The organism is Janthinobacterium sp. 78 (assembly GCF_003096775.1).
GTDB lineage: Bacteria > Pseudomonadota > Gammaproteobacteria > Burkholderiales > Burkholderiaceae_D > Janthinobacterium > Janthinobacterium tructae.
The window spans coordinates 3,564,668-3,581,832 of the sequence record NZ_QENT01000001.1 but is presented as its reverse complement, the minus strand read 5'-3'; the positions used below and the strand labels follow the sequence as shown (position 1 = coordinate 3,581,832).

Genomic DNA, 17,165 nt, shown 5'->3' with positions numbered 1-17,165 from the left:
CCATGGTGCTTGTCAACGATACACGCATTTCGCCCACGGCGGTGGTTCAGGCCCAACTGGACGCCTACAACGCCCACGACGTGCCCGCCCTGCTGGCCATCTACGCCGATGATGCGCAGCAATTCCTGCACCCGGACACCTTGCTGGCCACGGGCAGTGCACAGATCGGCCCCCGCTTCACGGCGCGTTTCGCCGCCAGCCGGCCACAGGCGCAGTTGCTTAACCGCATCGCTTGCGGCAAGCTGGTGATCGACCACGAGATCGTGCATGGCGACACGCCGGACGGTGTTTCCGCGCAAGAACTGGTGGCGACGTACGAGGTGGAGCGGGGCCGCATCAGCCGCGCCTGGTTCAGCTTTGGCACTTTGACCAGCTTGCGCGTGGCGCTGCCGGCCGATGTGCCGCAAATGAATGCACTGATCGCCCGTTCCGGCGTGGCATTGAGCGCGGGCTTTTACACGCAGGAACAGGCGCAGGCCGTGACGCGCCACGTGTTCGGCGTCGATACGCAGCTCGTTGCCGACCGGACGTATTTCGTCATCGAGCGCGACGGCGCCATGCTGGCCTGCGGCGGCTGGAGCCAGCGCGCCACCCTGTATGGCGCCGACCGCGCGAAGAGCGGGCCGGACCCGCTGCTCGACCCGGCCAGCCAGCCGGGCCGCATCCGCGCCTTTTTTGTCGAACCTACAGCCGCACGCCAGGGTCTGGGCAGCATGCTGATGCGCCATTGCGAACGCCAGGCGCTGGCCGCCGGTTTTACGGCACTGGAACTGGCTGCCACCTTGCCCGGCGTGCCGCTGTACCTGGCCAGCGGTTTTGCCGTCACGGAAGATTTTCACCTGGACTTGCCCGATGACATCAAACTGCCGCTGGCGCGCATGCACAAGCGGCTGTAAGGCTGCTTACCAGGGCAACGGCGCCTGCTCTCCATTGGCATGCTCGCCGTAGTACAAGGACGGCAGGAAACGCGACAGATAGGTAAATTCGCTGTAGCAATGGCGCAGCAGGTTCAGGCCCAGCACGTCGGGCACGTCGCGCACGGGATCGAGGCTGTTGCGTCCCAGCAGGAAGCGGCTGCGCAGCACGCAGCCTGTGGGCGTGTCGCGTGTCAGGTGCAGCATTTCGCCGTCGAGCGGATCGCCGTGCGGGTCCAGTTGCACGTGCTCGCCAAAGCCGATGCGCGCGCAGATGGCGGCCGACAGGGCGCCGCTGTCCTTGGCCCGTTGCAGTTGCGCCGGGTCAAACACTTCTTTCGGATCATGGAACTTCAGCTTGGCTTTCACGGGTGGAATGTCGCCCAAGGACTCCACCGCCTCGATCGAAGCGCCGTAATAACTTTCTCCCTTTTTCCATGCGCTGTTCCAGCCGTGATGGGTCACATGATCGTGCGGGTGCCACCACTTGATGTGCTGCGTCGTCTCGAAAAACGTAAACCACCAGTCCAGCATGCGGCCACTGCAGCCGTGCAGCTCCGTGCGCGCCGCCACCAGCAGGCAACCGTCGTCCAGGCGCGTAACGCCCGTTTCCAGGTGCAGGGGAAACGGGTCGAGCAAGTCGCCCGTGTTGGTGATGCTCCATGGGAATTCAATAGGCTGCGTCATGTCGTTCTCCTTTGTTGGGGGTGAGACAATTATATATTAAAGAAACGTCGAACGTTTCCAAAATATGTTTCAGTGTAGAATTGCCCATCGATCAAGACGGGAGTCGGCATGCTGGATGAAGAAAGCAATACAGAGAGCAAGGCTGTGCGTGGACGGGGCCGTCCGGCGCGTCCGCCCGAGGAAGCGCGCGAGGCGGCCGTGCAGGCGGCCACCTGGCTGCTGCTGCACGAAGGCTATGCGGCCACGACCATGGAAGCGGTGGCGCGCCACGCGGGCATGGCCAAGAAGTCGCTGTATCAATATGCGGCCAACCGCGAGGAACTGGTGGCCCTGGTGGTGCGCGGCTGGACGGATGCCTTCCTGCCAGCCATGGCGCACGATGCGGCCGCGCCCGGCGAAGTGCTGCCCTTATTGAAGGAGATCTTGCAGGCGATGGTGGCGCGCGTGCTGACGGCGGACGCCGTCGGCCTGTTCCGTTTGCTGTGCACGGAGTTTCCCGCGCGCGCGGAGTTACTGGCTGTATATCAACGCAACGGCATCGAGCGGGGCACGGCCTTGCTGGCCGAGTGGTTGCAGCGCCAGGCGGCGCGCGGCCATCTGGTGCTGCAGGATGGGCACGATGGGCACGAACTGGCAGGCTTGCTGCTGGCCATGGTGATCGCCGAGCCGCTGCGGCAGATGGCGCTGGGGCAGCTGGCGCCCGTGCCGGCCTGGGATGCCGCTTCCCGCATCGACGCGGCGCTGCGATTGCTGGGCGGATCGTCGTTCAGCTTGGCTGGTGCTTCAGCGCTTCGCGGTAGCTGAGCGGCGATAGTTGCTGGCGGTGCTGCGTAGCAAAAGTTTGCACTTCTGCCGGCGCATGGCGCGCGTAATCGCGCAGGGCCCAGCCGATGGCCTTGCGGATGAAAAACGCGTCTTCATGCGCCAGCGCCAGGGCCGCGTCGAACAGCCACCCGGCATCCGTGTCGGCGCGCCAGCCCAGCTGGTGCAGCATGGCGATGCGGCGCAGCCAGAAGTCTTCGTGCTGCAAGGCCGTGAGCATATGCGCATGGCCGTCGCCGCCGCGCCGCAGTTCCGCTTGCAGCACGTCGCCGACGATGCCCGCCATGCCGTCCACGCTATCCCACCAGGCGCGCTGACGCGCCAGGCCGAGCAGGGCGGGGAGGTGTTCGACGCGCAGCTGGCGCCTGTGCAGGGCCAGCATGTCGAGCGCCACGTGCTGGTATTCGCGCTGCGGCTGCTGCCACAGCAGTTGCGCATGTTCCAGCAGCACATCGGCAGCTATGCCTTTCAAGCCCGACAGCAAGCCCCTGGCGGCCAGGCGCCGCTGCGGCGCCGCCACGCCCAGGAACACGAACTGGTCGCGCATATAGGCTTGCATGGGCGCTGCACGGGTGGCGTTGGCGACTGTTTCGAGTGCTATCCTTAATTCTTCATGTAGATTCATCGCATCTCGCTTTTTTCTGGCGTAAAAAAAGCGCCCCCAGGGAGCGCTCTTGTCCAGCCATCCAAACGGCTGATAGAAGCGTAGCGAGCGGCAGCGATTTGTGGCCGAGACGCGCAACCGTACGAAGGTACGGTGAGCATCGTAGGCCGCAAAGCGCGACGCGCAGTAGCTTATATCAGGCGTTTTTACTGGACTTTTGCCTTCTTCATCAGTTCGTCGCGGTAGGCGGCGAGTTTCTTCTGTTGCAGCGACTCGGCCACTTGACCCTTGACTTCTTCCAGTGACGGCAGCTTCGTCGGACGGGTTTCTTCCAGCTTGATCACGTGGAAGCCGAATTGCGATTGCACCGGCGTTTGCGTGACCTGGCCTGGTTTCAGGGCCACCATGGCGTCGGAGAATGGCTTCACGTACGAAGCTGGGCTAGCCCAGTCCAGGTCGCCGCCATTGGCCGCGGAACCGTCTTTCGATACTTTCGCCAGTTCTTCGAACTTGGCGCCGCCTTTCAGCTTGGCGATGATGTCTTTCGCTTCCGCTTCGGTGGCCACCAGGATGTGGCGTGCATGGTATTCCTTGTCGCCAGCTTGTGCCTTGAACTTGTCGTACTCGGCCTTGATTTCAGCGTCCTTGACAGGGTTCTTCTTGACGTAGTCGGCCAGCAGGGCATTGATGATGATGCTTTGACGGGCATTGTCGATCTGCGACTTGACTTCCGCACGCGTGCCGTAGCCTTGCTTGTCGGCTTCCTGGATCAGCACTTCACGGCCGATCAGGTCTTTTTTGATGGCTTCGCGCAATTGCGGCGAATCGGCTTGCTTGCCTTGGGCGACGACTTGCTTGACGACCTGGTCAACGCGCGACGATGGGATGGCCTTGCCATTTACGGTGGCGACGTTTTGCGCGAAGGCAGGGATCGCGACGACGGCGACCAGGGCTAAGATCAGGCGGGCTGGCTTCAAAATCATGTTTATTCCTAATAAGTATACAAAAACCGGTACAAAAGATCGCGACTGTCGCGCAGTGCGCATTCAGGCGCAGAATACACGACCGGCGCCGAAAAGGGCGCCGGGGAGGTCAGTTCTTACTGAACTTTCGCTTTTTTGATCATTTCTTCCTGATACGCTTGCAGTTTCTTTTGCTGCAGCGCTTCGGCGATCTGTGGCTTGACTTCTTCCAGGGTCGGCAGCTTGGCCGCGCGGGTGTCGTCCAGCTTGATCACGTGAAAACCGTTAGGCGTTTGCACCGCGGTGTCGGTGACCTGGCCTTTTTGCAGTTTCACGAAGGCGTCGGAGAACACTTTCGGGAACGACGATGGGGCTGCCCAGTCCAGGTCGCCGCCATTGTCGGCCGAACCGGCATCTTTCGATTGCTTGGCCAGGTCTTCGAACTTGGCGCCGCCTTTCAGCTTGGCGATGATGTCTTTCGCTTCCGCTTCGGTGGCCACCAGGATGTGGCGCACGTGGTATTCCTTGTCGCCCGTCTGGGCTACGAACTTGTCGTATTCTGCCTTGATTTCAGCGTCGTTGACGGGGTTCTTTTTCAGGTAGTCGCCGACCAGGGCGTTGATGACGATAGCCTGGCGTGCGTTCTCGATTTGCTGCTTGACGGCTGCATCTTTACCGAAACCTTTGTTTTCCGCTTCTTGCATCAGCACTTCACGGCCGATCAAGTCCTTCTTGATCATTTCGCGCAATTGCGGCGAATCCGGTTGCTGGCCTTGGGCGACGACTTGCTTGACGACTGCATCAACGCGCGACGATGGGATAGGCTTGCCATTAACAACGGCAACATTTTGCGCAAAAACAGGTACCGCGACAACGGCGAGTAGTGCGATCAGCAAGCGGGCTGGCTTAAAAGTCATTATTAAATCCTGTTAGGGAAAGTTTCGTAAAAAACGCATGGAAAGAAATTGATAACATGGCTCGGGTACACCAAAACACCATCCTTACACTACTTCGGACGGCGCCAGGGCCACAATCGCCAATGCATGTATCTCATTATGCATCATATCGTGCACGGAATCATACACCAGTCGATGGCGCATGACGAGCCTGAGCCCTTCAAATTGACTAGAAATAATGCGTAGATTGTAATGGCCTCCGCCCGAGGCGGCGCCCGCATGGCCCCGGTGGCGCGCCGAGTCGTCTTCCAGCACGCATTCCAGAGGGGAAAGTGCCGTTGCCAGGCGGGTACGAATGCGCTGCATGCGCGTTGTCGTGTCGTTCGTCATCATGCGTCTTCCTTGATATGTTTGGCGAGGAACAGGGTTTGCAGCACGATGAAGGCAAAGAATATGCCCGTCGCGCCAAACGCTTTAAAACTGACCCAGGCGGCCATGTCGCCCTTGTACAGCACGAAGGCGACGAACAAATTCAGTGCGCCGATGGCGCCAAAGAAAATGATCCATGCCGCCAGCAACTGGTTCCAGACGGCATCAGGCAATTGCACTTGTGCTTCCATGGTCTTGCGGATCAGGTTTTTCTTGAAGCCCACATGGGCGATCAGCAGGGCCAGGCCGGACAGCCAGTAGATCAGGGTCGGCTTCCATTTCAGAAAGAAATCGTCATGCAGGTAAATGCTGGCGCCGCCGAACACGACAAAGATGAACAGCGACAGCCACAGCATGCCGTCCACCTTGCGCCCGCGCAGCAGCAGATAGCTGACCTGGCAGGCGGTGGCGACGATGCCGACCAGGGTGGCGAGTATCCATGGCGCCTGGTCAGCCTTGATCAGGCCGCCAGACACGAAGCCGGACAAATATTGCTGCACGAAATCGTGCGTAGCCGCTTCATACATGCCGCCCAGTTTGAAGGCGGCGAAGAAGGCGATCAGGGGGAATAGGTCGAATAGAAATTTCATGGCGAGACTTTACACTGGTCTTATTAAAATCATCTTAGGAATGGCTTAGGAGCAACCGTGGCGCTCCCAAGCTATACCGGTGTCTCAAGGCTGCGGATCGAAGCGCAAGGAAGCCGAATTGATGCAATAGCGCAAGCCGGTCGGCGGCGGGCCGTCCGGGAAGACGTGGCCCAGGTGGGCGTCGCAAACGGCGCAGACGATTTCCGTGCGCAGCATGCCGTGGGTACGGTCGACAATCTCCGTCACGTTGGCCGGGTCCAGCGCCTGGAAATAGCTGGGCCAGCCGCAGCCGGAATCGAACTTCGTGTCCGAGGCAAATAACGGCGTGTTGCAGCAGACGCAGGTGTAGACACCGTGTTCGTGGTGGTCCCAGAACTTGCCCGTGAAGGCCCGTTCCGTGGCCGCGTGGCGCGTGACTTCGTATTGCATGGAATCGAGCATGGCGCGCCATTCGGCGTCGGTTTTCTTGACTTTATTGGTGGTCATAATGACTCCTCAGGATGAGCAACTGACTTCAAGGTGGCTGGCCCAGTCGGGCGGCAGGGCCGCATAGTGCTGGTGTTCGGGCTGTTCGTCAAATGGCTTTTGCAGTATTTCCAGCAATTTCGCCACTTCCGTGTAGTCCTGCTGCTGGGCTTTTTCGATGGCCACTTGCGCCAGGTAGTTGCGCAGCACGTATTTCGGGTTGACGCCGTTCATGGCCGCTTGCCGTTCGGCATCGACGCTGTGCTCCTGCGACAGGCGCGCACGGTATTGCGCCGCCCACGTATCGAAGGCGGGGCGGTCGATGAACAGGTCGCGCAGCGCCGTGTCGTGCTCTGGGGCGGCCACCTGCAGTGTCGCCAGGGCGCGGAAAAAGTTGGTGAAATCGACGTGATTGGCTTGCATCAGCGCAAACATGCTGTCGAATAGCGCCGTATCGTCGTCCTGGATGGTCTGTAAACCCAGCTTGGCGCGCAGCAAGGCATTCATCTTCTCCGCAAAGGCGGGTTGGTAGCTGTCCAGCGCCGCCTGCGCCAGTTCCACTTCGCCGATCAGCGGCAGCAGGGCCTGGCCCAGCGCATAGCAATTCCAGTGGCCCACCTGCGGCTGGTTGGCGTAGGAATAGCGGCCCTGCTGGTCCGTATGGTTGCAGATGTGTTCCGTGTCAAACGCTTCCATGAAGCCGAACGGGCCGTAATCGAGGGTCAGGCCCAGGATCGACATATTGTCCGTATTCATCACGCCATGCATGAAGCCCACGGCTTGCCAGTGCGCGATCATGTGCGCCGTGCGCACGCACACTTCGGCCAGCAAGGCTTGATACGGATTTGCCGCAGCGCGCAACTGGGGGTAGAAGCTGTCAATGACGTAATCGGCAAGGATTTTCAGCTCGTCCGGCTTCTTGCGGTAAAACCAGTGCTCGAACGAGCCGAAGCGCACGAAACTGGGCGCCATGCGCGTGACGACAGCGGCCGTCTCGACCGTTTCGCGCATGATGCCTTGCTGCGACCCCATGATGGACAGCGCGCGCGAGGTGGGAATGCCCAGCGCCGCCATGGCTTCCGAGCACAGGAATTCGCGGATGGACGAGCGCAGCACGGCGCGTCCGTCGCCCATGCGCGAATACGGCGTGGCGCCGGCGCCTTTCAGCTGCAGCTCCATCGGGCCGTGTTCGGTGGCGATATCGCCCAGCAAGATGGCGCGGCCATCGCCCAGCTGGCCGGCCCAGACGCCGAACTGGTGGCCCGAATACACGGCCGACAGGGGCAGCGAGCGCTCGGCGACGGTATTGCCGATCAGCAGCTCCACATAATCGGCTTGCGCCAGGCGCGCGGCATCGAGTCCGATCAGGCTTGCCGCCGGCGCGCTGGCGGCGACAAAGTAGGGCGCGGGCAGGGGCGTGGGCATCAGCCGCGTATAGAACGCGGGCGGCAATGTCGCAAAGGCATTGTCCAGTGGTAAGGTATGAGCGGTGATGGCGATTCCATTCAAGTAGATGCGCCGGCAAGGTGCGCCAGGCTGGAACACGATTTTACCGCACGGCGCGAAGGTCCGTACCGGACGCCGGCACTGCAAAAAACGGAATCGAAAATTCCATGCTGCATTGCAATATCGAAATGCGTTGACGATTTCCGCACGACCGTACGAAACTAAGGAAAATCTTTAAATTCCTACAATAACCGAGTAGCCAGCCCAGGAGACACGATGTCGGCATTTCCCTTGAGTCCAGTGATGGGCCAGATGATGAATCAGCCCCTGCTGATTTCCAGCATTATCGAGTTTGCAGCGCGTCATTATGCAGGCAGCGAAATCATTTCGCGGCGGGTGGAGGGCGATATGCACCGCTACACCTACCGCGATTGCCACCAGCGCGCGCGCCGCCTGGCCAATGCCCTGCATGGCCTCGGCGTCGGCATGGGCGACCGGGTTGCCACGCTGGCCTGGAATGGCTACCGCCACCTGGAAGCCTACTATGCCGTGTCCGGCTCGGGTGCCGTGCTGCACACCATCAATCCGCGCCTGTTTCCCGACCAGATCGCCTATATCTCGAATCACGCGGAAGATCAGGTCTTGCTGTTCGATTTAACTTTCCTGCCCGTGGTGGAGAAAATCGCCGCCGACTGCACCTTCGTGCGCCATTTTGTGCTGATGTGCGACCGCGAGCGCATGCCGGCCAGCAGCAGCATCCCCGACCTGCTGTGCTATGAAGACTTGATCGCCACGCATTCCGACGATTACACCTGGCCCCTGTTCGATGAAAACGCGGCCGCCACCCTGTGTTACACCTCGGGCACGACGGGCAACCCCAAGGGCGCCCTGTATTCGCACCGCTCCACCGTGCTGCACGCGTATGCCTCGGCCATGCCCAGCGGCCTGAACGTGCGCGCCTCCGACACGGTGCTGCCCGTCGTGCCCATGTTCCACGTGAATGCCTGGGGCTTGCCGTATTCCGTGCCCCTGTCCGGCGCGCGCATGGTCTTTCCCGGCGCGGCGCTCGATGGCAAGTCGCTGTACGAGCTGTTCGAGGCGGAAAAAGTAACGTTCTCGGCCGGCGTGCCCACCGTCTGGCTGGGGCTGCTGAATCACGCCTTGCAGAACAACTTGAAATTTTCCACTTTCCGCCGCACGGTGATCGGCGGCGCGGCTTGCCCGCCGGCCATGATGGATACCCTGATCGACAAGTTCGACGTGGAAGTCATCCACGCCTGGGGCATGACGGAAATGTCGCCGCTGGGCACGGCGGGAGGCTTGCAGACCAAGCACCTGGACTTGCCGAAGGACGAACAGCGCAAGATCCTGCAAAAGCAGGGCCATGCGATCTACGGCGTGGACATGAAGATCGTCGACGACGACGGCAAGGAATTGCCGTGGGATGGCGTCGCCTATGGCCATTTGCTGGTGAAAGGGCCGTGGATCATCTCGTCGTACTACAAGAACGAGGGCGGCGACGTGCTGCAGGATGGCTGGTTCCCCACGGGCGATGTGGCCACCATCGACGCGGATGGCTACATGCAGATCACCGACCGCAGCAAGGACGTGATCAAGTCGGGCGGCGAGTGGATCGGCACCATCGACCTGGAAAACCTGGCCATGGCCCATCCGGCCGTGCTGCAAGCGGCCTGCATCGGCGTATTCCACCCGAAATGGGATGAGCGGCCCGTGCTGGTGGTGGTGCTACGTCCCGGCATGACGGTCACGCGCGAGGTTTTGTTGCAGTTCTTCGAGGGCAAGATCGCCAAGTGGTGGACGCCGGACGACGTGCTGTTCATCGACGCCTTGCCCATGGGCGCCACGGGCAAGATCCAGAAGAACAAGCTGCGCGAGCAGTTCAAGGGCCACCAGTTGCCCGGCATGTAATCGAGGTGGCGCGCAAGGAGGGGGGGGGGCGCTGTTGTACCATGATGGCCGGTACCGTCACTGCGCGCCGCGACAAAAAATAATACGATCGTTCTTTTATGCGGTATAGTGAAGCTTCATCCCTTGCAACTACTTCATCGCCAAGTAAACACCAATACACCAGTAAGGAAGAGACATGAGTGCTGAATATCAAGTGAACGGCGCCGTTGCCGTCATTACCCTCGCCAATCCGCCCGTCAATGGACTGGGCCTGGCTACGCGCACGGCCGCCGTGGCCGGCATCCGCCAGGCGCTGGCGGACGAGGCCGTCAAAGCAATCGTCATCGCGGGCGCCGGCAAGGCCTTTTCGGGCGGCGCCGACATCAAGGAATTCAATTCGCCCAAGGCGCTCACGGAACCGACCCTGCACACCCTGATCAACGTCGTCGAGCAATCGACCAAGCCGGTGGTGGCGGCAATCCACAGCGTTTGCATGGGCGGTGGCCTGGAGCTGGCGCTGGGCTGCAACTACCGCGTGGCCGCGCCGGGCGCGCAGATGGCCTTGCCGGAAGTCAAACTCGGCATCTTGCCGGGCGCGGGCGGCACACAGCGCCTGCCGCGCGTGCTGGGCCTGGAAATGGCCCTCAACATGATCGTCTCGGGCACGCCCGTGGCGTCAGAGAAATTGGCCGGCACGGCCCTGTTCGACGAAGTCATCGCCCCCGGCGCCGACTTGTTGCAAGCCGCCGTGGCCTTCGCCACGAAAGTGGCCGATGTGCGCCCGTTGCCGAAAGTGCGCGAGCGCAAGGTCGACTACCCGAACCATGAAGCGTTCCTGCAGTTTTCGCGCAATACGGTCAAAGCCATGTCCGGCCCGTTCCCTGCACCGCTGAAATGCGTCGATGCCGTAGCGGCCGCCGTGACGATGAAGTTCGACGAGGGCTTGAAGTACGAGCGCGAGCTGTTCATGCAGCTGGTGCAGTCGCCCGAGTCGAAAGCCTTGCGCCACGCCTTCTTTGCCGAACGCATCGCCAGCAAGGTGCCTGACGTGCCGTCCGATACCCCCGTGCGCACGATCGCCAGCGCAGCCATCGTGGGCGCCGGCACCATGGGCGGCGGCATCGCCATGAACTTCGCCAACGCGGGCATCCCCGTGATGCTGCTGGAAACAAAACAGGAAGCGCTGGACAAGGGCCTGGCCACCATCCGCAAGAATTACGAAAATACGGTGAAAAAAGGCAAGCTCACGCAAGAAAAGGCCGAGCAGCGCATCGCTCTGGTCAGCGGCACGCTGGCGTATGCCGACATTGCCCAGGCTGACATCGTCATCGAAGCCGTCTTTGAAGAGCTGGGCGTGAAGGAAACCGTGTTCAGGCAGCTCGATGCCGTCATGAAACCGGGCGCCATCCTCGCCTCGAACACGTCCACGTTGGACCTGGACAAGATCGCCGCGTTCACCCAGCGCCCGCAAGACGTGATCGGCACGCATTTTTTCAGCCCGGCGAACGTCATGAAACTGCTGGAAATCGTCCGTGGCAAGGAAACGGGAAAGGATGTGCTGGCCACGGCGCTGGCGCTGTCGAAAAAACTGAAAAAGACGGGCGTCGTCTCGGGCGTGTGCGACGGTTTCATCGGCAACCGCATGATCGAGCAATACAGCCGGCAAGCCGGTTTCCTGCTGGAAGAAGGTTGCTTGCCGGAGCAAGTCGACAAGGCTGTGGAGAAATTCGGCTTCGCCATGGGCCCGTTCCGCATGGGCGACCTGGCCGGCAATGACATCGGCTGGGCCATCCGCAAGCGCCGCGCTGTGGAAAAACCGGAAGTGACGTATTCGAAGACGGCCGATTTGCTGTGCGAACTCGGTCGCTACGGCCAGAAGACAGGCGCCGGCTGGTATGACTACAAGGCGGGCGACCGCAAGGCGTATCCGTCCGAGCAGGTGAACGCCATGATAGTGCAGCACTGCGCCGACATCGGCGTGGCGCGGCGCAAGATCAGCGACCAGGAAATCGTCGAACGGCTCGTGTATGCGCTGGTCAACGAGGGCGCGCGCATCCTCGAAGAGGGCATCGCCCTGCGCGCGTCGGATATCGACATGGTGTATCTGACGGGCTACGGCTTCCCGCTGTTCCGTGGCGGCCCCATGTTCTATGCCGATACGGTCGGCTTGCCGAACGTGCTCGATTCGATTGCCGGCTACGCGAAAGGCCGCCACGGCGAAGCGTGGACGCCGGCGCCGCTGCTGGTGAAACTGGCGGGCGAGGGCAAGGGTTTCAATAGCTAATCCGGCGCTACCGTTGACGCCCGATGTTGTCGGATTACGCGCGGCTTCGCCACGCTAATCCGACCTACTGAGTAAGTCGGCGTAGGTCGGATTAGCGGCGGTACGCCGCGTAATCCGACGCCACTACTTCTTCTTCGCCACCATCTTGACCGCCTCGTTGACGATGACGGGGTTGTCTTTCTGGATGTAGTAGCCGGCGCCCGTGATGCGCTCGATGGCTGGCGCGCCGGACAGGCGCTGCCAGTCCTTTTCCTGGGCCCGCACCACGTTTTCAAACGAGCCCATTTCCTCGATGCCGAACTTGTCGCGCACCAGCAGCATGGCGGGCACGCGCAGGGGGCTGCGCATGTCGACGTGCTGCAGGCATTGCGTCTGGGCATCGAATTCGGCCGATTCCGTACTGTTGAACATGAGTTTGCGCCGCGTCTTCACGAGCATGGCGTAGGTGGACGCGTCCGTTTGCAGGCGGTTCCATTGCTGCGGGTGCGTGGGGTCGAGCAAGACCAGGCCGGCCACGTCCTGCGGGTACAGCCTGGCATACACATACTGGTACAGCCCGCCCAAACCATGACCGACCAGCACATACGGCGGTTTCAGACCCGCTTGCGTCAGCAGGGCGCGCTGCTGGGCTGCGATGGTGCACGGGTCGCGCGGCGTGGTGGTTTTTTTGCTGTCGCCGTAGCCGGGACGGTCGTAGACGAGCACGCGGTGCTGCCTGGCCACTTCGGGCACCACCTTGGCCCACACATCCTTGCCGTCGCCCATGCCGGACTGGAACACCACGGGCAAGCCGCCCTGGCCACTCAAGGCATAGGCGATGCTGGCGTCGGGCAGGGCGGCCGTGGCGGGCACGCCCGGCGTGACCGGGGTCGATGGCAACAGAGAGCAGCCTGCCAGCAGCAAGCCGGCGCTGGAGAGGAGCATGGTGCGCGCGGGGCGGCCGACGAATAGATGATGCATGAATCTCCTTCTTGATGCAGGGACCGGTATGGCGTGCCAGCCATTATAGGCAAATCGCAAGGAAGTGGAAACGTTGAACAGAGGCCGATTTCCCGTGCTGTCAGCCGGCGTCGGCGCGATGGCAGACGGCTTCGATGCGGTTGCCGTCCGGATCGAACAGGAAGGCCGCGTAATAGCTGGCGTGATAGTGGCGCAGGCCGGGCGCGCCCAGGTCGATGCCGCCGTGCGCCAGGCCCGCATGCCAGAACGCTTCCACGGCCGCGCGCGAGGCGGCCTTGAAGCAGCAGTGGCGGCGCGGTGCGTCGTCGGGCCTGGGGCCCAGGCGCACGGAAAAATAGCTGCGTTCGGGGTGCTCGGCATCGCTGCGCTCGCCGTAGCCTATCCAGGCATGGGCATGGTCGCTGCCCACCTTGGGCACGCCCAGCGCGGCGAAGATGGCATCGTAGAAGCGCTCGGCGCGCTCCAGGTCGGCAACGGTAAGGGAAACGTGATCGAGCATGGGCATTCCACTGTAAAAACAAGGACCGCCATAGCATAGCCCGGATCAGGATGGCCGTGGGCCGAAGTAACCGAGTGACACCGGCGGTGGCCGACTGCCGGTTAAGGCCGGCTGGCGAGCCGGGCGACGATACTGCGGCTCATCAGCTGCACGCGGGGCGCGAACAGCATCACGGCGCAGAAGGCCACGGGCCAGGCGGCAAAAAACGCATGGCGCCAGCGGGGCAGGAAGTCCGCCTGCAGGCCGATATTGAGCCAGGTGACCCAAGCGCTCATCAGCAGGGTCATCACCAGCGACATCAGGAAGGCAAACGTGCAGCGCAGGCGCAGGGCATCGGACATGGCGTGCTTTCAACAGAGTGGAAAGATGCCAGCGTAACGACTTGCAGCAATCTATACTAGAGCCATATTTTTAATTTCAAATTCCAAAAATGCAATCATGCTTGATGATTTAGCCTTATTTGTCGCCATCGTCGAGGCGGGCAGCCTGCATGCGGCGGCCGTCAAGGAAGACTTGCCCGCCGCTACCGTCACGCGCCGGCTGCAAAAGCTGGAAAGCCAGCTCGGCTACCGCTTGCTCAACCGCAGCGCGCGCCGCTTGCAGCCGACGGCGGAAGGCTGGCAATACTACGAGCAGTGCCGTCCCCTGGTGCACGCCTTGCGGCAAGCGACGCAGCAGCTCGACGCCAGCCTGTCGGCCGTCTCGGGCAGTATCCGCGTGCTGGCGCCCGTGAATTTCGCCAGCGGCTTGCTGACGCCCGCCTGGGTCAGCTTCATGCAGCAATACCCGGATATCCGCCTGGAGCTGGAACTGTCGAACCTGCTGCAAGACCTGGTGGGAAGCGGCGCCGACCTGGCCATCCGCGTGGGCGCGCTAGACGATTCTTCGCTGATGCAGCGCCGGCTGGGCAGCGCCGCGCTGGTGATGGTGGCGGCGCCCGCCTACCTGGCGCGCGCCGGCGTGCCACGCGACTTGCAGGAGCTGGAAAAGCACGAGCTGATCGTGGCCGAACCGCTGCGCAGCTGGCGTTTGCGGCGTCCCGGCGATGGCGCCGAAATGCTGATCGAACCGCAGGCGCGCCTGCGCGTCAATGAAATGCGCCTGGCCGTGGAGATGGCCGACGCGGGCATCGGCATCTTGCTGTGTCCGCTGCTGCAGTGCCGCGACGAAGTGGCGCGTGGTTCGCTGGTGCGCGTGCTGCCCGACTGGATGCCGCAGCCGCGCCATGTGTACGCCGTCTGGACGCAGCGGCGCTATCTGCCGGCCCGCGTGCGCGTGCTGCTGGAGCACCTGGCGGCGTTTGCGGCGGGCAATCCGCTGTTGAACGACGCGTTGGACGGGCAGGGCGCCACACTGCCCTGATCCTTTCTACTCAGTAATACCGAGCGCTTGTACTTTTCGTCAAGATCGCGTTAAGATAAAGCTTGCTCGCTTATCCAGTGGGCAATCTGGTGTTTTTGTGCGCAATTTCGTCCCTATCCATGAGAGTAGCAATGAAATATCTGATCGTTCCCTTCTTGCTGGCCATGAGTGGCTGTGAAGTCTTGTATGACGCGAACCGGGACAAGATCGGTGAGTATTGCAATAGCCTCAATAATTTTGACGACCGCAATGCCTGCCGCAAGCGCAACCAGACCAGCTACCAGGAATATGTGCAGCAGCGCGACCAAGTGAAACAGGGCACCAAGTAAGCTCGCCGCCTACGCCGTATAAAAAACAAACGCCGCTGACCAGTCAGCGGCGTTTTGCATTGCAGGCCCCGGCATTGCGGCCGGGGATTGCACCGGATCAGTCGTCAGCGTAGATATTGTTATCTTTCGTTTCCTTGACGAACAGGGTGCCGATCACGACAGTCGCCAGGGCGACAACGATCGGATACCACAGGCCGTAATAGATGTCGCCCTTGAAGGCCACCAGCGCGAAGGCCGTGGTCGGCAGCAAGCCGCCGAACCAGCCGTTACCGATGTGGTAAGGCAGGGACATCGAGGTGTAACGGATACGCGTCGGGAACATTTCCACCAGCATGGCGGCGATCGGGCCATACACCATGGTCACATACAGCACCAGGATGAACAGCAGCAAGACCACCATCGGCTTGTTGATCTGGTCCGGATCGGCTTTCGCAGGGTAGCCCGCTTCCTTGATGCCGGCGCCGATTTCTTTCTTCAGCGCCGCTTCGCGGGTCTTGCTTTCGGCATCGAAGTTCAGGCCGTCGGCCGTCATGACTGCGTTAAACGAGGAAAACTCCTTCGTGCCGATGCGCACCTTGGCGATTGAGCCGGCCGGTGCATCTTCCTTCGTGTAGTTCACCGAGCTGTTCGACAGGAAGCCCGTGGCGATGTCGCACGACGATGGGAACTTCTTGGTGCCGGTCATGTTGAACTGGAAGTGGCAGGAAGCCGGATCGGCCACCACCACCACTGGCGAGTTCTTCAGTGCAGCTTCCAGCGCCGGGTTGGCGAAGTGGGTCAGGCCGCTGAAGATCGGGAAGTAGGTCAGGGCGGCGATCAGGCAGCCGCCGAGGATGATGTACTTGCGGCCGATGCGGTCCGACAGGCTGCCGAAGAAGAGGAAGAATGGCGTGGCCAGCAGGAGGGCGACGGCGACCAGCACGTTGGCCGTTGCCAGGTCCACTTTCAGGGTCTGGATCATGAAGAACAGGGCGTAGAACTGGCCCGTGTACCAGACGACGGCCTGGCCGGCGGTCAGGCCGATCAGGGCCAGGATGACGATCTTCAGGTTTTTCCACTTGCCGAACGCTTCCGTCAGCGGCGCTTTCGAGGTCTTGCCCTCGGCTTTCATCTTGGAAAACGCAGGCGATTCGTTCATGGCCAGGCGGATCCAGACGGAAATACCCAGCAGGATGACGGAGACCAGGAAGGGAATGCGCCAGCCCCAGGCCTCGAAATCCTTCTCGCCGGTCGCCAGGCGGGTGCCCAGGATGACCATCAGCGACAGGAAGAAGCCCAGGGTTGCCGTCGTCTGTATCCACGCCGTGAATGCGCCGCGCTTGCCTTCAGGCGCGTGCTCGGCCACATAGGTGGCTGCGCCGCCGTATTCGCCGCCCAGTGCCAGGCCTTGCAGGATGCGCAGGATGACGAGGATGATCGGCGCGGCGATGCCGATGGAGGCATGGCCCGGCAGCAAGCCGACGATGAAGGTGGAGCCGCCCATGATCAAAATCGTGATCAGGAAAGTGTACTTGCGGCCGATCATGTCGCCCAGGCGGCCGAAGACCAGCGCGCCGAACGGACGCACGATGAAGCCGGCGGCAAAGGCCAGCAGCGCGAAGATGAAGGTGGTGGTGGGGTCGCCGATGAAAAATTGCTTGGCGATGATGGAAGCGAGCGAACCGTACAGATAAAAATCGTACCATTCAAAGACGGTGCCGAGCGAGGATGCAAAGATGACCTTGCGTTCCTCAGGTGTAATCGGCGTTCCCTTGGTGGAAAATTTCCGTACGTCGGCCGAGCCGGATGGTGTTGCCATGGTTTGTCTCCCTATGTTTTATAGTGAACCATTGCCGAGGTCTTTTTGACCATTCTTGCAACAGCTGGAGCCGAGTGTGTTCTCCGAACCTTACGTCATGCTTGCTTGAAACTTACACCAGGCTTACAAATTGCCATCCGCCAGAACTTTGCGAACGACCGTACTTAAATGTGCTATTCTCGTTCCGTAGATACCATCATTGACCATATA

At 61.5% G+C, this 17,165-nt stretch carries 18 protein-coding genes; 6 read left to right on the top strand and 12 right to left on the bottom strand.

The features are described 5' to 3' along the window. Window positions 1-2 precede the first annotated feature (2 nt). Window positions 3-896 (top strand): GNAT family N-acetyltransferase, encoded by an 894-nt coding sequence (locus C8C92_RS27770; RefSeq protein ID WP_243420237.1) that lies wholly within the window; start codon window positions 3-5, stop codon window positions 894-896. Window positions 897-902: 6 nt separating this feature from the next. Here C8C92_RS27770 and C8C92_RS15730 read toward each other — a convergent pair whose 3' ends face one another. Further along, window positions 903-1,601: a hydrolase gene (locus tag C8C92_RS15730; RefSeq protein ID WP_116744520.1), complete on the bottom strand. Its 699-nt coding sequence runs from the start codon at window positions 1,599-1,601 to the stop codon at window positions 903-905. A gap of 108 nt (window positions 1,602-1,709) precedes the next feature. Between C8C92_RS15730 and C8C92_RS15725 the strand changes: the two genes are divergently transcribed. Beyond that, on the top strand, window positions 1,710-2,405 hold the full coding sequence (locus C8C92_RS15725) for a TetR/AcrR family transcriptional regulator (protein ID WP_116744519.1): 696 nt from the start codon (window positions 1,710-1,712) through the stop codon (window positions 2,403-2,405). Here C8C92_RS15725 and C8C92_RS15720 read toward each other — a convergent pair. The 7 genes from C8C92_RS15720 to C8C92_RS15690 all read right to left on the bottom strand — a co-directional run bounded on the left by C8C92_RS15720 (window position 2,368) and on the right by C8C92_RS15690 (window position 7,878). Continuing rightward, a complete protein-coding gene (locus C8C92_RS15720) occupies window positions 2,368-2,982 on the bottom strand; it encodes a DNA alkylation repair protein (protein ID WP_243420236.1) in 615 nt (204 codons plus the stop codon). The two genes, C8C92_RS15725 and C8C92_RS15720, sit on opposite strands and share 38 nt — an antisense overlap. A gap of 251 nt (window positions 2,983-3,233) precedes the next feature. Next, window positions 3,234-4,010, bottom strand: a complete 777-nt coding sequence (locus tag C8C92_RS15715) for a peptidylprolyl isomerase (protein ID WP_099763676.1) — start codon at window positions 4,008-4,010, stop codon at window positions 3,234-3,236. Between the two features lie 116 nt (window positions 4,011-4,126). Continuing rightward, window positions 4,127-4,906: a peptidyl-prolyl cis-trans isomerase gene (locus C8C92_RS15710; RefSeq protein WP_071077227.1), complete on the bottom strand. Its 780-nt coding sequence runs from the start codon at window positions 4,904-4,906 to the stop codon at window positions 4,127-4,129. 84 nt (window positions 4,907-4,990) lie between these two features. Beyond that, window positions 4,991-5,278 (bottom strand): BolA family protein, encoded by a 288-nt coding sequence (locus C8C92_RS15705; protein ID WP_116744517.1) that lies wholly within the window; start codon window positions 5,276-5,278, stop codon window positions 4,991-4,993. Further along, window positions 5,275-5,904: a septation protein A gene (locus C8C92_RS15700; protein ID WP_099763679.1), complete on the bottom strand. Its 630-nt coding sequence runs from the start codon at window positions 5,902-5,904 to the stop codon at window positions 5,275-5,277. The genes C8C92_RS15705 and C8C92_RS15700 overlap by 4 nt, the downstream gene beginning before the upstream one ends. A gap of 84 nt (window positions 5,905-5,988) precedes the next feature. After that, window positions 5,989-6,390, bottom strand: coding sequence for a peptide-methionine (R)-S-oxide reductase MsrB (gene msrB, locus C8C92_RS15695; RefSeq protein ID WP_099763680.1), 402 nt, complete (start codon window positions 6,388-6,390; stop codon window positions 5,989-5,991). A gap of 9 nt (window positions 6,391-6,399) precedes the next feature. After that, complete coding sequence (locus tag C8C92_RS15690; protein WP_116744516.1) at window positions 6,400-7,878, bottom strand: protein adenylyltransferase SelO; 1,479 nt, start codon at window positions 7,876-7,878, stop codon at window positions 6,400-6,402. A 213-nt stretch (window positions 7,879-8,091) separates the two neighbouring features. Between C8C92_RS15690 and C8C92_RS15685 the strand changes: the two genes are divergently transcribed. Together C8C92_RS15685 and C8C92_RS15680 are read left to right on the top strand one after the other, a co-directional pair. Then, complete coding sequence (locus C8C92_RS15685) at window positions 8,092-9,744, top strand: 3-(methylthio)propionyl-CoA ligase (protein ID WP_099763682.1); 1,653 nt, start codon at window positions 8,092-8,094, stop codon at window positions 9,742-9,744. Between the two features lie 175 nt (window positions 9,745-9,919). Continuing rightward, window positions 9,920-12,007, top strand: coding sequence for a 3-hydroxyacyl-CoA dehydrogenase NAD-binding domain-containing protein (locus C8C92_RS15680; RefSeq protein ID WP_116744515.1), 2,088 nt, complete (start codon window positions 9,920-9,922; stop codon window positions 12,005-12,007). A 123-nt stretch (window positions 12,008-12,130) separates the two neighbouring features. Here C8C92_RS15680 and C8C92_RS15675 read toward each other — a convergent pair whose 3' ends face one another. The 3 genes from C8C92_RS15675 to C8C92_RS15665 all read right to left on the bottom strand — a co-directional run bounded on the left by C8C92_RS15675 (window position 12,131) and on the right by C8C92_RS15665 (window position 13,807). Further along, the gene (locus tag C8C92_RS15675) at window positions 12,131-12,967 is read right to left on the bottom strand and encodes an alpha/beta hydrolase (protein ID WP_099763684.1); all 837 of its coding nucleotides are present in this window, start codon (window positions 12,965-12,967) and stop codon (window positions 12,131-12,133) included. A 100-nt stretch (window positions 12,968-13,067) separates the two neighbouring features. Next, window positions 13,068-13,472 carry a VOC family protein gene (locus C8C92_RS15670; protein WP_207781011.1) on the bottom strand — a complete coding sequence of 135 codons (405 nt, stop codon included), beginning with the start codon at window positions 13,470-13,472 and terminating at the stop codon, window positions 13,068-13,070. Window positions 13,473-13,567: 95 nt separating this feature from the next. After that, window positions 13,568-13,807, bottom strand: a complete 240-nt coding sequence (locus C8C92_RS15665; protein WP_071077234.1) for a DUF2798 domain-containing protein — start codon at window positions 13,805-13,807, stop codon at window positions 13,568-13,570. Between the two features lie 97 nt (window positions 13,808-13,904). On the opposite strand from C8C92_RS15665, the gene C8C92_RS15660 reads away from it, so the two are divergent. Then, a complete protein-coding gene (locus C8C92_RS15660; protein WP_099763686.1) occupies window positions 13,905-14,828 on the top strand; it encodes a LysR family transcriptional regulator in 924 nt (307 codons plus the stop codon). 131 nt (window positions 14,829-14,959) lie between these two features. Continuing rightward, entirely contained in the window at window positions 14,960-15,157 is a 198-nt protein-coding gene (locus C8C92_RS15655; RefSeq protein WP_099763687.1) for a hypothetical protein, read from the top strand. A gap of 97 nt (window positions 15,158-15,254) precedes the next feature. Here the strand turns inward: C8C92_RS15655 and C8C92_RS15650 are convergent, their stop codons facing one another. Then, window positions 15,255-16,955, bottom strand: a complete 1,701-nt coding sequence (locus C8C92_RS15650) for an MFS transporter (RefSeq protein WP_099763688.1) — start codon at window positions 16,953-16,955, stop codon at window positions 15,255-15,257. Window positions 16,956-17,165: the final 210 nt, after the last annotated feature.

Coding starts and splice junctions, on each gene's coding strand:
- C8C92_RS27770 (WP_243420237.1), top strand. CDS start 3: ATGGTGCTTGTCAACGATACACGCATTTCGCCCACGGCGGTGGTTCAG.
- C8C92_RS15730 (WP_116744520.1), bottom strand. CDS start 1,601: ATGACGCAGCCTATTGAATTCCCATGGAGCATCACCAACACGGGCGAC.
- C8C92_RS15725 (WP_116744519.1), top strand. CDS start 1,710: ATGCTGGATGAAGAAAGCAATACAGAGAGCAAGGCTGTGCGTGGACGG.
- C8C92_RS15720 (WP_243420236.1), bottom strand. CDS start 2,982: ATGCAAGCCTATATGCGCGACCAGTTCGTGTTCCTGGGCGTGGCGGCG.
- C8C92_RS15715 (WP_099763676.1), bottom strand. CDS start 4,010: ATGATTTTGAAGCCAGCCCGCCTGATCTTAGCCCTGGTCGCCGTCGTC.
- C8C92_RS15710 (WP_071077227.1), bottom strand. CDS start 4,906: ATGACTTTTAAGCCAGCCCGCTTGCTGATCGCACTACTCGCCGTTGTC.
- C8C92_RS15705 (WP_116744517.1), bottom strand. CDS start 5,278: ATGATGACGAACGACACGACAACGCGCATGCAGCGCATTCGTACCCGC.
- C8C92_RS15700 (WP_099763679.1), bottom strand. CDS start 5,904: ATGAAATTTCTATTCGACCTATTCCCCCTGATCGCCTTCTTCGCCGCC.
- msrB (WP_099763680.1), bottom strand. CDS start 6,390: ATGACCACCAATAAAGTCAAGAAAACCGACGCCGAATGGCGCGCCATG.
- C8C92_RS15685 (WP_099763682.1), top strand. CDS start 8,092: ATGTCGGCATTTCCCTTGAGTCCAGTGATGGGCCAGATGATGAATCAG.
- C8C92_RS15680 (WP_116744515.1), top strand. CDS start 9,920: ATGAGTGCTGAATATCAAGTGAACGGCGCCGTTGCCGTCATTACCCTC.
- C8C92_RS15675 (WP_099763684.1), bottom strand. CDS start 12,967: ATGCATCATCTATTCGTCGGCCGCCCCGCGCGCACCATGCTCCTCTCC.
- C8C92_RS15670 (WP_207781011.1), bottom strand. CDS start 13,472: ATGCCCATGCTCGATCACGTTTCCCTTACCGTTGCCGACCTGGAGCGC.
- C8C92_RS15665 (WP_071077234.1), bottom strand. CDS start 13,807: ATGTCCGATGCCCTGCGCCTGCGCTGCACGTTTGCCTTCCTGATGTCG.
- C8C92_RS15660 (WP_099763686.1), top strand. CDS start 13,905: ATGCTTGATGATTTAGCCTTATTTGTCGCCATCGTCGAGGCGGGCAGC.
- C8C92_RS15655 (WP_099763687.1), top strand. CDS start 14,960: ATGAAATATCTGATCGTTCCCTTCTTGCTGGCCATGAGTGGCTGTGAA.
- C8C92_RS15650 (WP_099763688.1), bottom strand. CDS start 16,955: ATGGCAACACCATCCGGCTCGGCCGACGTACGGAAATTTTCCACCAAG.